General features: G+C 68.2%; 14 protein-coding genes. 5 read left to right on the forward strand and 9 right to left on the reverse strand.

Annotated features, from left to right (window positions below):
* Window positions 1-32: 32 nt before the first annotated feature.
* From RJ03_RS23675 to RJ03_RS23690, 4 genes are all read right to left on the reverse strand, one after another.
* Window positions 33-782 carry a DNA alkylation repair protein gene (locus RJ03_RS23675; RefSeq protein ID WP_036505806.1) on the reverse strand — a complete coding sequence of 250 codons (750 nt, stop codon included), beginning with the start codon at window positions 780-782 and terminating at the stop codon, window positions 33-35.
* Between the two features lie 134 nt (window positions 783-916).
* Window positions 917-1,849: a hypothetical protein gene (locus RJ03_RS23680; RefSeq protein ID WP_157163486.1), complete on the reverse strand. Its 933-nt coding sequence runs from the start codon at window positions 1,847-1,849 to the stop codon at window positions 917-919.
* 460 nt (window positions 1,850-2,309) lie between these two features.
* Window positions 2,310-3,089, reverse strand: coding sequence for a glutamate racemase (locus RJ03_RS23685; protein WP_036505808.1), 780 nt, complete (start codon window positions 3,087-3,089; stop codon window positions 2,310-2,312).
* Between the two features lie 99 nt (window positions 3,090-3,188).
* Complete coding sequence (locus tag RJ03_RS23690) at window positions 3,189-4,376, reverse strand: NAD(P)/FAD-dependent oxidoreductase (protein WP_036505809.1); 1,188 nt, start codon at window positions 4,374-4,376, stop codon at window positions 3,189-3,191.
* A 200-nt stretch (window positions 4,377-4,576) separates the two neighbouring features.
* Here RJ03_RS23690 and RJ03_RS23695 point away from each other — a divergent pair, with 200 nt between their 5' ends.
* Complete coding sequence (locus tag RJ03_RS23695; RefSeq protein WP_036505810.1) at window positions 4,577-4,924, forward strand: SPW repeat protein; 348 nt, start codon at window positions 4,577-4,579, stop codon at window positions 4,922-4,924.
* Window positions 4,924-5,553, forward strand: a complete 630-nt coding sequence (locus RJ03_RS23700; protein WP_036505811.1) for a TetR/AcrR family transcriptional regulator — start codon at window positions 4,924-4,926, stop codon at window positions 5,551-5,553. The genes RJ03_RS23695 and RJ03_RS23700 overlap by 1 nt, the downstream gene beginning before the upstream one ends.
* Window positions 5,554-5,568: 15 nt before the next feature.
* Here the strand turns inward: RJ03_RS23700 and RJ03_RS23705 are convergent, their stop codons facing one another.
* Complete coding sequence (locus RJ03_RS23705; RefSeq protein ID WP_036505812.1) at window positions 5,569-6,213, reverse strand: TetR/AcrR family transcriptional regulator; 645 nt, start codon at window positions 6,211-6,213, stop codon at window positions 5,569-5,571.
* Between the two features lie 58 nt (window positions 6,214-6,271).
* Here RJ03_RS23705 and RJ03_RS23710 point away from each other — a divergent pair, with 58 nt between their 5' ends.
* The 3 genes from RJ03_RS23710 to RJ03_RS37325 all read left to right on the forward strand — a co-directional run bounded on the left by RJ03_RS23710 (window position 6,272) and on the right by RJ03_RS37325 (window position 10,373).
* Complete coding sequence (locus tag RJ03_RS23710; protein WP_036505813.1) at window positions 6,272-7,702, forward strand: MFS transporter; 1,431 nt, start codon at window positions 6,272-6,274, stop codon at window positions 7,700-7,702.
* An 11-nt stretch (window positions 7,703-7,713) separates the two neighbouring features.
* Entirely contained in the window at window positions 7,714-8,094 is a 381-nt protein-coding gene (locus tag RJ03_RS23715; RefSeq protein WP_036505830.1) for a cupin domain-containing protein, read from the forward strand.
* A gap of 80 nt (window positions 8,095-8,174) precedes the next feature.
* Complete coding sequence (locus RJ03_RS37325; RefSeq protein ID WP_036505814.1) at window positions 8,175-10,373, forward strand: hypothetical protein; 2,199 nt, start codon at window positions 8,175-8,177, stop codon at window positions 10,371-10,373.
* 79 nt (window positions 10,374-10,452) lie between these two features.
* Here the strand turns inward: RJ03_RS37325 and tuf are convergent, their stop codons facing one another.
* From tuf to rpsL, 4 genes are all read right to left on the reverse strand, one after another.
* A complete protein-coding gene (gene tuf, locus RJ03_RS23725) occupies window positions 10,453-11,643 on the reverse strand; it encodes an elongation factor Tu (RefSeq protein WP_036505815.1) in 1,191 nt (396 codons plus the stop codon).
* A 115-nt stretch (window positions 11,644-11,758) separates the two neighbouring features.
* Window positions 11,759-13,861 (reverse strand): elongation factor G, encoded by a 2,103-nt coding sequence (fusA, locus tag RJ03_RS23730; protein ID WP_036505816.1) that lies wholly within the window; start codon window positions 13,859-13,861, stop codon window positions 11,759-11,761.
* 207 nt (window positions 13,862-14,068) lie between these two features.
* A complete protein-coding gene (gene rpsG / locus RJ03_RS23735; protein WP_030517120.1) occupies window positions 14,069-14,539 on the reverse strand; it encodes a 30S ribosomal protein S7 in 471 nt (156 codons plus the stop codon).
* 1 nt (window position 14,540) lies between these two features.
* Window positions 14,541-14,915, reverse strand: a complete 375-nt coding sequence (gene rpsL / locus RJ03_RS23740) for a 30S ribosomal protein S12 (RefSeq protein ID WP_014353064.1) — start codon at window positions 14,913-14,915, stop codon at window positions 14,541-14,543.
* Window positions 14,916-14,988 lie beyond the last annotated feature (73 nt).

Below are 14,988 nucleotides of genomic sequence, written 5' to 3' on the forward strand. Positions count from 1 at the left end.
GCCGGCCTGCGGACCGGGCACGGCGGGCGGACCTACGGCGACCGCCGTTGCGCCCGATAGGCCGCGCGCGCCTCGGCTTCCAGATGCTCGGTGGCGTAACTCAGCGCCGTGCGGCCCATATCGTGGGCACGTCGATCCAGGAAATCGGTGAGCAGCGCGCGGTCCACCCGTTTGCCGACTTCCCGCAGCATCCAGCCCACCGCCTTCTGAATCAGGTCGCGCCGATCGTCGAGCAGCCGTTCACACAGGGCGAAGGTGGTCGAGGCGTCGCCGGCCTTGATGAACGCGAAGGTCGTCAGCAGCGCGACCCGGCGTTCCCACAGCGAATCCGACTGGGCCAATTCGTCGAGCAGATCCCGCGGCCGTCCCAGTAACCACGGGCCCAGGATGTTCTCGGCCGATACGTCGACCAGATCCCAATTGTTCACGCGCCCGCCCCGCACCGCCGCCAGATACATGTCGACGATTTCCTGTTGTGCGGCACCGTCGTACGTGCGCGGTTTCCCCGCCTTCGCCATCGCGTTGTTCGCGATCACCAGCGCCGCGAGCCGATGCTCGTGCACCGGACTCCGCAAAAGTTCGGCTATCTCCGAAATCGGCAGGGCGGAAAATGCTTTCGCGACCTTGCGGGTCTGCGGCACGGGGACTCCGATGAAGACGTCGCCCTCGCCGTAGTCCCCGGGCCCGGTTTTGAAGAACCGCCGCAACTCGACGGCGCGCTCGGGATCACCCAATTCGTCCACGGCACGCGCGACATCGGCGGCGGTCGGCGCGGAGGTCATGCCCGAACTCCGCCGAAACGGCCGGGCGCCGCGAGCTGCTCATCGGGAAAACGCGCAACGGTCATGTACGGCAGTATCACTCACCGCGCACCCTTTTCCCGATGACAACGCGTCCGGCCGGCACGCGCCCGGCATCACTTGGCGAAGGTGCGCTCCGCCCGTGCCGGTGCGTGTGCGGACACCGCCCCCGCGGGGATGACGATGCGCCAGCTCGGTTGTTTGCGCACCGGGAACGGCGGGAGTTCGGCGGCGCTCGGTGCGGGCTCGTGCCGCTCGGCGGTGATGTCCCCGAATTCGACGACGGGCGCCGGTGGTGCCGCCGCTTCGTTCGGCGCCGCGTGGGCAGCACTCGGCGCGAGTTGCCCTGCGGTCGGTGCCAGATGAGATGCGGCCGGTGCCAGGTCAGGTGCCGTCGGCTTGAGTTGCGGTGCTGCCGGTATCGGGTGGGGCGCAACGGGTGCCGCAGGCGGTGTGTACGTCCGTTGCCGGGTCCGTGCGGTCGGCGCCGAGAAGTGTGCGGCGTCGACGAGCGTGGTCATCGGCCGGGCGACGGTGCGGGCAACCGGGGTTTCGCGCAGATGGTTGGTCAGCAGGCATGCCGCCGCGCCGAATGCGGTGATCCCGGCGAGCATCGCGGCGATGTCGAGGTGGGCGCCCGCCAGCTGGTGCGCGGCGTGGGCACCACCGAAGAGACCGCGGAGGATGCCGGAGAAACTGCTGTCGTCCGCGACCGCCGCCCGCAGCTCGGATTCCTTGTTGTCGAGATACAGCACGTCCGCGAGAACGAACAGCGCCACGCCGCTCCCCGCGACCGCGGCGGCGGTGGAGAAGATCGCGGCGCGGGTCCGCAGATATGCCGCCGCGGCGAAGATCGTGGCGAGGATAGCGACACAGGTCAGCACCGCCCAGGTGCCGCTGATATCGGTGTTGTGCGGACCCACGCCTCCCCAGTCCTGCTGGGATTCGGTGCCGGCCAGCCGGCCGAAGGCATCCGACCGGATCGCGCCACCCGGCCCGGACGCAGACAACCAGGGCTGGAACAACAGAACGAGAGTCGTGGCACTCAACCCGGCACCGCACAGGTATCCCCACACCGGACGGCGATCACTCGGCGGCGTCGGTAGTGGGCGGTATGACGATTCGGTGTCGCCGGTTCCGGGATGAACATCGCTCCAAGGCGTTCGGGTAGCCATAACTCCGGGTCTGTCTGTTACCGATGCGCCGGCGTCGTGGCGGCCGGCCCGGTAGGGGGTGGGTACGGAAATGCGTCGACGACCGCGCTGTACGTCTGCGAGAACGACGGTAGAACCGCGCCCGGTCGCGGACCACCAGACCTCCCACGAGTGGCTGGGGCGCAGGTCACAGCCCCGCCTCCGATGCTGCGCCACAGCAGCGCGGAGCGGTCGAAAGAACATGTCCCGGAACAGGATTCGTTCAGCGCCACCGGCTTCGGCACGGCGCGGCCGACGGGAGACACGGGCGCAACCGTGACCGGTTCAACACGGTCCGCCCAGTGCCCTCGCGAGACTAGACCGTGGGGCAGGCGCTATCGACCGCCCCGAGCACGCGGCCCGATTCGAAGGCCGCCGCACTCGCGGGCAGTGCACCGGCGCGGCCGCTGTTGTAGACGGTCACCGTGCCGGTCCCGGCCGTCGGCCGGCCCAGCGCGTCGATGCGCCGAAGTGTTTGGCCCGCAACGGCTTCCGCGCTGTCGAACAGCCGGACGCCGGGGGGCAGTGCGGCCACGATGGAATCGAGGACCAGGGGGTAGTGGGTGCAGCCCAGTACGACCGCCTCGGTGCCGGCGGGAGTCTGCTCGGCGGCGCGGGCGATGGCGTGTTCGACGGCCGGGAGATCCCCGCGGTCGATGGCGTCCGCGAGGCCGTGGCACGCCACACCCGTCACATCGGCCTCACCGCCGAAGCGGGCGATGAGATCGGCCTGATAGCGGCTCGCGGTGGTGGCCGCGGTCGCCCACACGGCGACCGACGCGCAGGCCGCGGCGGCGGGTTTGATCGCTGGGACGGTGCCGATCACCGGCACCTGGGGCCCGACCTCGGCCCGCACCTGCTCGAGTGCGGTGACGCTGGCGGTATTGCACGGCAGCACAATGGCCTCCGCGCCGAGCCGCAACGAGCGGCGGGCCGCATCCAGCACCCGATCGATCACCCACTGCTCGGGTTTCGGACCCCACGGCGCACCATCTGGATCCAGTTGCAGCAGCAGATCGAGGTCGGGACGCAACTTGCGCAGCCACGCCCCGGTCGGCAGCAACCCCAGTCCCGAATCGATGAGCGCAACGATCACGCAGCCACTGTATTAGCGTCGCCACGAACCCTTGCGCCCGACCGGGGTATCGGCCGAGTGGTGTTCCCGCGCCCTTCGGTCCGCCCCGGGCGTACGCGTTCAGCTCAGGGGTGCTGCGGACCGGGCGTTGGCGGCGAGTTCGGCGCGCATCTTCATGACCTGCGCGGTGCGTCCGCCACCGACCACAGCGGTCAGGACCCCGCCGTCGAAGTAGTGCGCCAGGAATTTGCGGCCGTCGTCTTCGATCACCCGGATCTCGTCGGCGCCCGCGGGAGTGCCGAGCACCTGGATCTTCAGGTCGTACTGATCACTCCACACGTACGGCACTCGGGCGGCCGCGGGCACGTCACCGCCGAGCAGGGCGGTCGTCAGGAGTCTGGCCTGTTCACCGGCGTTGGTCCAGTGCTCCACACGCTTGTGCCGGCCGTTGTCGTGGCGCCATGCCGCGACATCGCCGACCGCCCACACACCCTCGACCGAGGTGCGCCCCACCTCGTCGGCGAGGACACCCCCACCGGCCTGCGGCTCCGCCAGCGGGATGCCGGATCCGGCCAGCCACTCCGTGATCGGCGCGGAGCCGACACCGATGACGACCAGATCGGCGGCGACCGTACTGCCGTCGGCGAGCGTGGCCCCGGTAACCGCGCCGTCTTCGACCTGCAGTGAGCTCAGTCCGACACCGCAGCGCAGGTCCACGCCCTCGTCGCGGTGCATCCGACCCACCAGGCGCCCGACCGTCTCCCCCAGGGCGGCGGCCAGCGGAGTGGGCTGCGGTTCCACCAGCACGACGTCGACGCCGCGGGAACGGAAGCTCGCCGCCAGCTCGCAGCCGATGAAGCCCGCACCGACCACCAGCGCCCGCCGCGCGGTGGCCAGATTGTCGCGCAGTGCCGCCGCATCCTCGTGCCGGCGCAGGACGTGGACACCCGAGGCCTCGGGCAGACCCGGAATTCGCTTGGGACGCAGACCTGTTGCGATGATCAGCTGTCCGTACTCGAGCACGGAACCGTCGTCGAAGGTCACGGTGCGCGCCGCGGTGTCGACTCCGGTCGCGGCCAGTCCGAGTCGCAGCTCGATGTTCTTCTCGGCGAAGAATTCGGCCGGGCGCAGCGTCGTATCCTCGGTCTCGCCGCGCACGAACTGCTTGGACAGCGGCGGCCGATCGTAGGGCAGGCGCTGCTCGTCACCGACGAGGATCAGTCCGCCCTCGTATCCGGCGCGACGCAATTCCTCCGCGGTGCGCAGGCCCGCCAGACCTGCGCCGACGATCACGATCGGTGCTGTCATCGCTGCGCTCCCGGCTCGATTCCCACTGCTGGCACGTATTGCTGCACCAATCCACCATAAACTAGAACACGTTCTAGACTGTCGTGACGGGCGCCATATCCGACGCGAGTGTAGGAATTTTCCGGGCAGAGTATTGATCGGGCGGTCAATCAGAGTTATACCGAGATCAGAACACAATTCCGCCCCTGAGGAGGCCCCCAATGCTCACCGAAAACCGCACCCTGAGTTTCGTGGCCGTGGCACTGGGCGTCTACACCGCCCTGTCCCCCATCTGGACCGACCACAGCAACCGCGCCATGTGGACCCTGATCGTGCTCGGCGTACTGATCGCCCTGACCGGCCTGCTCCAGTTCACTCGCCCGGGAATCGCCACCACCGATTACGCCATGGGCCTGTTCGGTGTCCTGCTGTTCATTTCCCCGTGGGTGATGAACTACAGCTCCTTCAGCGCGGCGGCGTGGACGGCGTGGATCGTGGGCGTACTGACCGTCGTGGTGGCCCTCGCCGCCCTTCCGCAGGTCTCGGCGCGGATGCATACTGCTCACTGATGCAGAGGCCCACACCCCATCGAGCGGGGCGTCGCCGCAGCCGGAAAGTCGACGGCGACGCCCGTGCTCTGATTCTGGATGCCGCCGAAAGCCTGTTCGCGGCACACGGATTCGACGCGACCGCGACGGCTGCCATAGCCGCCGCGGCCGGCGTTCCGAAGGGGCTGGTCTTCTACTACTTCCCCACCAAGGACTCGATCCTCTCGGCGCTGATGGCCGAGCGGGTTCCCGCCCATCCGATCGACGACATCGCCACGGTGGTCAGCCCCGGCGATCCGGCGACCAGCCTGGTGAACCTCGACGCGGCGCTGAATCTGCGCGACCACCACTCCTCGGTACTGCGCGTGATCATGTGGCGCGAGGCCGATACGCATCCGGATGTGCGAAAACAGGTGCGCCGCATGCGCGATCAACTCCTCGACGTCACCGCCCGGGTACTGCAGGCGAGCGCACCCGGCCAGGTCCAGCCCGGAACTCTGCGCGCCTGCGCGGCCGCATGGGTGTCGGCCATGCTCACCATCGCGAGCACCGACCGGTTGCACGCACTCGACGGATTGACACTCGCCGGCGCCGAGGAGATCACGAACCTCTCCCGGGTCGTCGCGGCCGGTATGAGCAGCCTGGGCTGAGTCGGCGTCACCCGTTCAGCGATCCGGCAGCAGGCCGTCGACCAGCGCGCGCAGACCCTGTTCGTAGGTATCCGCCGCGGTGAGCGCGCTCCACCGGTCGGCCACGGCCGCCAAGCGCGGAAGCTCCTCGGCATCGATATCGGCGAAGACGCGCTCCCGGAACACGGGCCGATCGTCGCCGCGACGCCGGCGAGCCGCGGCGCGGATCAGAATTTCTCCGGCCGTGTAGTACCAGACGCTCCGGTAGGCGTGCACCGCCCGATCGGCATCCAGCCCGGCGTCCATCGCCGCGTCCAGAATCGCCTCGGGATACCAGAGCGCGGCCGGTGAGAGCAGGTCGTCGGCGGTCAGCACCTCGGTGATCCACGGAACCGGGGCCAGGACGTCGTGCATCGCGCGGGCCGCGACGATCAGGCGTTCCCGCGGGTCCTGCGGCAATTGCGGGCGCACCGCACCCGTGGCCACCTCATCGAGCAGGAGCAGCAGCAGCGCGTCCTTGTCCGGTACGTGGTGATAGAGCGCCATCGGCGTCGCGCCGAGTTCGGCGGCCAGGCGCCGCATGGTCAGCGCCTGCACGCCGTGGGTCTCGATCAGCTCGCGCGCGGCGGCCACGATCTGCGCGCGCGACAGCCGCGGCGGACGTCCGGTTCGGGTGCTCACCCGGCCATCTTGACACGAGGTCTCGACAACGAGCAGTGCGGTCGGTTACTTTTTATACATGTATAGAAAGTATTCGCCGGGGTTCGCTCTGGCGGCGATCACGATGGCGCAGTTGATGATTGCGCTGGATATGGCAGTGGTGAACGTGGCGCTGCCCGCCGTTCGCCGGGAGCTGGGGTTCGCACCGATCAATCTGTCGTGGGTGGTGCACGTCTACGCCCTGACCTTCGGCGGATTCCTCCTGCTGGGCGGGCGGGCCGGCGACCTGTTCGGCCGTCGGCGGCTGTTCGCGCTCGGGCTGTGCGGATTCGCCCTCGCCTCGCTGGCCGGTGGGCTGGCCCAGCAGCCGTGGCAATTGATCGCCGCGCGCGCTGTGCAGGGCGTGGCGGCCGCGGCCGTCGCACCGGCGACCCTCGCGATGCTGACCGTCCTGTTCCCGCACGGCCCAGCGCGGGTGCGCGCCTTCGGACTGTGGAGTGCGGCGAACGGCGCCGGTGGCGCGCTGGGCGTATTGCTGGGCGGCATCCTCACCGAATACGCCGGATGGCGGTGGGTGATGCTCGTCAATCTGCCGATCGCCGCGATCGTGCTGGGACTCGGCCTCTTCGGCATCCCGGCCGACCGCCGCGACGGGATGCGCCCACCGCTCGACATCGCCGGGGCGCTCACCGCGACCGGCGGCGCCGGATTGCTCGTTCTCGCCGTTGTCCGTACCGATCGCTACGGGTGGTTCTCGCCCGCGACCGTGGCGACGGTCGTGGCCGCACTGGTACTCCTGGCGGCCTTCGTATGGTTCGAACGGCGGGCCTCGGTGCCGCTGATACGGCTGTCGCTGCTGCGCAACCGGTGGGTCGCCGCGGCGGATCTGTTCATCGCTCTGGCCGCGGCGGGACAGTTTTCTGCCTTCTACTTCGTCTCGCTCTATATGCAGCAGTCGCTCGGAATGTCCGCGGCGGCAACGGGTCTGGCCTTCGTTCCGTTCTCCGCCGGGGTCGTCGCCGGGACCGTGGTCGCGACTCGGCTCGGCCACCGGCGTGCGCCGCGCACCCTGCTGATCTCCGGATCGCTGCTCGCCGCCGCGGGCCTCGGATGGTTCGCCCTGCTGGACGCCGGTGGCGACTTCGCCACCGCGGTACTGGGCCCCTCGCTCGTCACCAGTATCGGCTTCGGCCTGTGCCTGGCGCCGCTCGCGGCCGCGGCGACCACCGGCGTCGCCCCCGCGGAGGCCGGCATGGCATCCGGGCTGATGAACAGTGCCCGCCAGATCGGCGGCGCGATCGGATTGGCCGCCCTGGCCTCGGTCGCCGCCCAGCGCACCGGATCGGCGCAGACGCCCCGGGTCGTCACCGCGGGATATGCGACCGGGCTGGCGATCGGCGCGGTCCTGCTCCTCGCGGCCGGGGTCGTCGCTGCGGTGGTCATGCCGCGGACCACCGGCCGATCCACCTCCACACCCCTGCCCGCCCCGGCTCCGGTCGTGGCCGAATGAAAGGAAACACCATGTCACTCGCACCTGTCGACCTGTTCGCACGCGGGATCCGAATGCTGCCCGACGGCCGGGTTTTCGATGAACAACGCCGCATGTCCGGAGAGGTGGAGGGATGGACCCTGGCGGCCTTCCGGGTGGCCACCGACGCCGACGTCCACGGTGATCACTGGGAAATGCATCCGAGCGGAGAGGAACTGGTGGCGGTGCTCTCGGGCGGGATACAGATATATCTGCGCGAGAGCGGCGACCCGGCGGCATCGGTATCCCTGCGCGCCGGACAGGCGTTCATCGTGCCGCGCGGACGCTGGCATCGAATCGAAGTGGACGAGCCGAGCGAATTGATGTCGCTCACCCTGCGCCGCGGCACCGAACTCGAGAAACGGACGGATTGAGCTGCGGCGCAACGGTGGCGGGACCCGTCGCACACCCCGCGAACTCGCACCCGGAAAGGCGAGCGATAAGAATGGGGTGTATGACGGATCCAGCCAATGCCCGTTTCGGAGAACCCCATACCGCACGAGAGGGGCACCGACTGACCCGCTCCGAGGAGGAGCCGGGTCAGCAGGCGGGCAGCAGCGGACCCGCGCACGGCGGCGCCGAGAAGTTCGGACTGCGCTGGGACAGTGCCGAATTCGGTGAGTCCGGAAAGGGCGAGAGCGTTTTCGGGTCGCCACCGGGCGCCTCGCCGACCGATGTTCCGTCCTATTCACCCGACTACCTCAGCGGCAGCGCGGTTCCGGCGCCTCCTGCCGCACCGCCGCTGCCGGTCCGCGACACGTCGGCCCGCACCGCTATCCCGCCGCTGCCCACCCGAGAACCCGCGCAGCGCAGCATGTTCGCCTCGCCGTTCGATGCGGACTACGAGCGGGGCGCGGGGCAGCCGCAGGGCGATCCCACCTCGGCCGGCGACGAATCCGCTCCCACCTCCAGTTTCGCGGTGAGCGCAGCGGAGATGCCTCCCGTGGATCCGAGATCGGGGGTCCTGGGATCGTCCGCGGCTCCCGGCGAGATCGACACGCCGGAAAAGGCAAGCTGGGCAGACCAACTCGACGCCGGATCACAGGATCCGGAGGACACGGTCCGCCGCATCGCGGAGAGCCTGGGCATCGACCCCGGGCGCCAGAGTCGTTCCCGTAGCGCCGAGAACCAGCCCGCCGAGGCGTCTCCCGCCGAGGCGACTCCTGCCGAGCCGCCGGAGCCGCGTCGGGCCGATTCGGCCGAATCGGATGCCTCGTCCACCGCATCCGTCCCGGCTCCGCCGAAACTGCCGACGCGGCTCCCCACCCCTGCCCACGGCATCGCCCGGACCGAAGCGGCCGATGCCGCAACGGAATCTGCCGCCGCACCGGCGAGCGCAGATGCCCGCCCGGAAGCCACCCGCCGCCCCATCCCCCGGGCCGCCCGGCGGGCACGCGACAACGAGCCCGCCGCCGGTACCGCCGCCTCCCGGCTGTCCGGTGAGATCACCGCGACCACGGCAGCCGAACCCGCGGGCGAGGGCCAGCACGGCACCACGCGCCCCGCGAGCACGGAGTTGCCGGCCACCACAGTCGCGCCGGCCGACGAAGCTGAGCCCCGCCGCACGACGGCGAGCGACGACGAATCGGCGACCGCACGCGCGACATCACCCAGCGGCGAGGCCGCCCCCGCGCCGGCCGCGACGACATCGCCGGCCGGACAACCGGGCGACGACGCCCGTCGGCCCACGACCGCTACGGAATCGCCGACCGACGGCGACCACACCACACACAGCACGCGCGCCGCATCGGTCGCCGACAGCGCGCGAATCGCCGCCGAACACCCTGTCGCCGAGGCGGTTCCGACGACGGACGCCACCACCGAGGAGGACGAGAAGTCGCGCCCCGCGGCTCGGCTTCCGCATCGGCATTCGAACGAGCAGCCCCGATCCGACCACGCCGAAACAACCGGCCCGGCCCATTCCGGCCCGGCAGACGGTACGGACCGAGCCGACTCCGCAGACCCGCAGTCCTGGCAGAACACCGACACGCTGCCGGCGATTCGCAGCCGCGCGGAGAGCGCCGACGCCACCGCGCGCCCGTTCCCCACCCGCAACGGGGCGACGGTGGGACTGCGCTCCGCCCCGAGCACCCTCCTCGAACCGTCCGATACCGACATCCTCCGACGACGCGCAGCGGAAGCCCCTGCGGCGGAATTCGTTCCGACCAGCCGGCACCGGTCGCCCGCGGAGGGAACCAGAGCCGACGACCACCCGGCGACCGAGATGGCGGAAGAGGTTGCCACATCGCATGATTCGGCAATCGACGCCGTTCACGCGGAACCGGCAGCGGGTACCGGCGGCCGCCGAAATCGCCGCGCCACCAGCGATCACCACTCCGGCGACACCCCGACCGACATCGCGTCCCGCACCGGCGTGCCCCCGACCTCCCGGCGCGCGGCCCGCCGCCGAGCCGAAACCACCGGCGAACCCCCGGCCATCGACGTCGGCCTGGTGATGCAGCTACTGCTGGCCAGCCACACCCTGGAGAATGTGGCCCGCAACGCCGAAGCCGGCGACGTCGACCTCAACGGACTCATCACCGCCGCCCACCGAACCCGCACCGCCGCAGTCGAACTCGTCACCACCTGGTTCGGCGGCGCCGACCAGATGCGCGAATTCGCCGAAGCCCTCCTGGCCGCCACCGAGAACTGAGAACGCGAAAAGGGCCGCTCCCCAAGGGGAACGGCCCTTTTCATGCTGTCACGTGTCGTGACGGCGTTGTCTCACAGGGTCACTTGATGACCTTGGTGACGCGGCCGGCGCCGACGGTGCGGCCACCCTCGCGGATCGCGAAGCGCAGGCCCTCTTCCATGGCGACCGGCTGGATCAGCTTGACGCTCATCTCGGTGTTGTCGCCCGGCATGACCATCTCGGTGCCCTCGGGGAGGGTCACGACGCCGGTCACGTCGGTGGTGCGGAAGTAGAACTGCGGGCGGTAGTTGTTGAAGAACGGGGTGTGACGGCCACCCTCGTCCTTCGACAGGATGTACGCCTGGCCCTCGAACTCGGTGTGCGGGGTGGTGGTGCCCGGCTTGACGACGACCTGACCACGCTCGACGTCGTCACGCTTCAGACCACGAACCAGCAGACCGACGTTGTCGCCGGCCTGGCCCTGGTCCAGCAGCTTGCGGAACATCTCGATGCCGGTGATGGTGGTCTTCTGGGTCTTCTCGCGGATACCCACGATCTCGACCTCTTCGTTGACGTTGATCACGCCACGCTCGACACGACCGGTGACCACGGTGCCACGACCGGTGATGGTGAAAACATCCTCGATCGGCATCAGGAACGGCTTGTCGGTCTCACGAACCGGGTCCGGGATGGACTCGTCGACAGCGTTCATCAGCTCGACGACCGACTCGACCCACTTCTCGTCACCCTCGAGGGCCTTCAGGCCGGAGACGCGGACGACGGGGGCGTCCTCGTCGAACTCCTGGGCGGCCAGCAGCTCGCGGACCTCCATCTCGACGAGCTCGAGGATTTCCTCGTCGTCGACCATGTCCGACTTGTTCAGCGCGACCAGGATGTAGGGCACGCCGACCTGACGGGCGAGCAGCACGTGCTCACGAGTCTGCGGCATCGGGCCGTCGGTGGCGGCGACCACGAGGATCGCGCCGTCCATCTGGGCCGCACCGGTGATCATGTTCTTGATGTAGTCGGCGTGGCCGGGGGCGTCGACGTGCGCGTAGTGACGCTTCTCGGTCTGGTACTCGACGTGGGAGATGTTGATCGTGATACCACGAGCCTTCTCCTCCGGAGCCTTGTCGATCTGGTCGAACGCAAAGCTCTGGTTCAGGTCCGGGTACTTGTCAGCCAGCACCTTGGTGATCGCCGCGGTCAGCGTGGTCTTGCCGTGGTCGACGTGACCGATGGTGCCGATGTTGACGTGGGGCTTCGTCCGCTCGAACTTCGCCTTCGCCACTGTTGTCCTCCTGGACTAGTTAGTGCGTGCTTTTGTGCAGCAGTGCGGTTTGTACTTACAGGGGGTCGTGCGCGACCGAACGGGGCGGATTCTCGCAAATCCGCCCCGACTGCGATTACTCGCCGGTCGCCTTGGCGATGATCTCCTTCGCCACGTTGGCCGGAACCTCCGCGTACGAATCGAACACCATGGAGTAGTTCGCCCGGCCCTGGGTCTTCGACCGCAGGTCACCGATGTAACCGAACATCTCCGAGAGCGGAACCAGCGCCTTGACGACACGGGCACCACTGCGTTCCTCCATGGCCTGGATCTGGCCACGGCGGGAGTTCAGGTCGCCGATCACATCGCCCATGTAGTCCTCGGGCGTGATGACCTCGACAGCCATGAGCGGCTCGAGGATCACCGGACCGGCCTTACGGGCCGCTTCCTTCAGCGCCATCGAACCCGCGATCTTGAACGCCATTTCCGAGGAGTCGACCTCGTGGTAGGCGCCGTCGAGCAGGGTGGCCTTCAGGTTGACCAGCGGGTAACCGGCGAGGACACCGTACTGCATGGAGTCCTGGATGCCGGCGTCCACCGACGGGATGTACTCGCGCGGAACGCGACCACCGGTGACCTTGTTCTCGAACTCGTAGGTCGCGCCGTCCTCGCCGGTGAAGGGCTCCAGGCCGATGATGACGCGGGCGAACTGACCCGAACCACCGGTCTGCTTCTTGTGCGTGTACTCGAGCTTCTCGACCGGCTTGGTGATCGTCTCGCGGTACGCGACCTGCGGCTTACCGACGTTCGCCTCGACCTTGAACTCGCGCTTCATCCGGTCGACGAGGATGTCGAGGTGCAACTCGCCCATACCGCCGATGACGGTCTGGCCGGTTTCGGCATCCAGCTTGACGGAGAAGGTCGGGTCCTCTTCGGCCAGCTTCTGGATCGCGGTGCCCAGCTTCTCCTGGTCGGACTTGGTCTTGGGCTCGATCGAGACCTCGATGACCGGATCCGGGAAGGTCATGGACTCCAGCACGATCTGGTTCTGCGGATCGCACAGGGTGTCACCGGTGGTGGTGTCCTTCAGGCCGATGACCGCGTAGATGTGGCCGGCCGACGCCGAGGGAACCGGGTTCTCCTTGTTGGAGTGCATCTGGAACAGCTTGCCCAGACGCTCCTTCTTGCTCTTGGTCGAGTTGATGACCTGAGCGCCGGAGTCGACCTTGCCCGAATACACGCGGACGTAGGTCAGCTTGCCGAAGAACGGGTGCACGGCGATCTTGAACGCCAGCGCGGCGAAGGGCTCGTCGGCACTCGGCTTACGAGTGATGACCTCGTCTTCCTTGCCGGGGACGTGGCCTTCCACGTTCTCGACGTCCAGCGGCGAGGGCAGGTAGTCCACGACGGCGTCGAGCATGGGCTGCACGCCCTTGTTCTTGAACGCCGAACCACACAGCACCGGGTACAGCTCCGAGGCGACGGTCAGCTTCCGGATGGCGCCCTTGATCTCGTCGATCGAGAGCTCCTCGCCACCGAAGAACTTCTCCAGCAGCGCCTCGTCCGACTCGGCGACGGTCTCGAGCAGCTCCTGGCGGTACTGCTCGGCCTTCTCCTTGAGATCGGCCGGGATTTCCTGGACCTCGTACTTCTCACCGAGCTTCGTCTCGCCGGTCCACACCTTGGCGTTCATCTCGACCAGGTCGACGATGCCCTCGAAGGTGTCCTCCGCGCCGATCGGCAGCTGGATGACCAGCGGCTTCGCACCGAGACGGTCCTTGATGGTCTGCACGGTGAAGTAGAAGTCGGCGCCCAGCTTGTCCATCTTGTTGACGAAGCAGATGCGCGGCACGTCGTACTTGTCGGCCTGACGCCAGACCTGCTCCGACTGCGGCTCGACGCCCTCTTTACCGTCGAACACCGCGACGGCGCCGTCGAGCACGCGCAGCGAACGCTCCACCTCGACGGTGAAGTCGACGTGGCCGGGGGTGTCGATGATGTTGATCTGGTTCTGGTTCCAGAAACACGTCACCGCCGCCGAGGTGATGGTGATGCCGCGTTCCTGCTCCTGCTCCATCCAGTCGGTGGTCGACGCACCGTCGTGGGTCTCACCGATCTTGTAGTTCACACCGGTGTAGAACAGGATTCGTTCGGTCGTGGTCGTCTTGCCGGCATCGATGTGCGCCATGATGCCGATGTTGCGGACCTTGTTGAGGTCGGTGAGCACGTCCTGTGCCACGGAAATCTTCCCCGCTCTGCTCTGTTAGCGATCAGCTAGTCGGTATTTTCGGGAACGGCCCGGGCGGTTCCGCCGCGATGCGGGCCCCTGGCCTTCACTATGTCAACGTCGGGTGCGGCTGATAAGTGCCCTGCTGAGAGCACGTGCCGCACCCGACTGTGACTCGCCTCCCGGCGCCGTTCCTTCACCGGCGGACCGGGTGACCAATCACCAGCGGTAGTGCGCGAACGCCCGGTTGGACTCGGCCATCTTGTGGGTGTCCTCGCGACGCTTCACCGAAGCGCCCAGACCGTTGCTCGCATCCAGCAGCTCGTTGGCCAGACGCTCGATCATGGTCTTCTCACGACGCGCGCGCGAGTAGTTGACCAGCCAGCGCAGCGCCAGGGTGTTGGCGCGACCCGGACGAACCTCGACCGGGACCTGGTAGGTGGCGCCACCGACACGACGCGGCTTCACCTCGAGGGCGGGCTTGACGTTGTCGAGCGCACGCTTGAGGGTCACGACCGGATCGGTGCCGGTCTTCTCGCGCGCCTGCTCGAGGGCACCGTAGACGATGCGCTCGGCGGTCGACTTCTTGCCGTCCAGCAGGATCTTGTTGACCAGCTGAGTGACCAGCGGCGATCCGTAGACCGGATCGTTGATCAGCGGACGCTTGGGTGCGGGGCCCTTGCGTGGCATATCAGCTCTTCTCCTTCTTGGCGCCGTAGCGGCTGCGGGCCTGCTTGCGGTTCTTCACACCCTGGGTGTCGAGCGAGCCGCGGATGATCTTGTAGCGCACACCGGGGAGGTCCTTCACACGACCACCGCGAACGAGCACCATCGAGTGCTCCTGCAGGTTGTGACCCTCGCCCGGGATGTAAGCCGTGACCTCGACCGCGCTGGTCAGGCGAACACGCGCGACCTTACGCAGCGCGGAGTTCGGCTTCTTCGGGGTCGTGGTGTACACGCGGGTGCACACGCCACGACGCTGCGGGCTCCCCTTCAGGGCCGCAGTCTTGGTCTTGGCGACCTTGTCGCGACGACCCTTGCGGACCAGCTGGTTGATGGTTGGCATATACCGGCTTTCCTTATTCAGTAACCAGGTGTCTGGAACTCTTCGATGTCTGTTTGTCGGCGGCGCTCCCCGA

It is taken from the genome of Nocardia aobensis NBRC 100429, from assembly GCF_000308375.1.
Lineage (GTDB): Bacteria > Actinomycetota > Actinomycetes > Mycobacteriales > Mycobacteriaceae > Nocardia > Nocardia aobensis.

Bases quoted from the DNA above. Each gene is read 5' to 3' on its own strand.
- RJ03_RS23675 (WP_036505806.1), bottom strand. From the start codon at position 782: ATGACCTCCGCGCCGACCGCCGCCGATGTCGCGCGTGCCGTGGACGAA.
- RJ03_RS23690 (WP_036505809.1), bottom strand. From the start codon at position 4,376: ATGACAGCACCGATCGTGATCGTCGGCGCAGGTCTGGCGGGCCTGCGC.
- RJ03_RS23695 (WP_036505810.1), top strand. From the start codon at position 4,577: ATGCTCACCGAAAACCGCACCCTGAGTTTCGTGGCCGTGGCACTGGGC.
- RJ03_RS23700 (WP_036505811.1), top strand. From the start codon at position 4,924: ATGCAGAGGCCCACACCCCATCGAGCGGGGCGTCGCCGCAGCCGGAAA.
- RJ03_RS23710 (WP_036505813.1), top strand. From the start codon at position 6,272: ATGTATAGAAAGTATTCGCCGGGGTTCGCTCTGGCGGCGATCACGATG.
- RJ03_RS23715 (WP_036505830.1), top strand. From the start codon at position 7,714: ATGTCACTCGCACCTGTCGACCTGTTCGCACGCGGGATCCGAATGCTG.
- RJ03_RS37325 (WP_036505814.1), top strand. From the start codon at position 8,175: ATGACGGATCCAGCCAATGCCCGTTTCGGAGAACCCCATACCGCACGA.
- rpsG (WP_030517120.1), bottom strand. From the start codon at position 14,539: ATGCCACGCAAGGGCCCCGCACCCAAGCGTCCGCTGATCAACGATCCG.
- rpsL (WP_014353064.1), bottom strand. From the start codon at position 14,915: ATGCCAACCATCAACCAGCTGGTCCGCAAGGGTCGTCGCGACAAGGTC.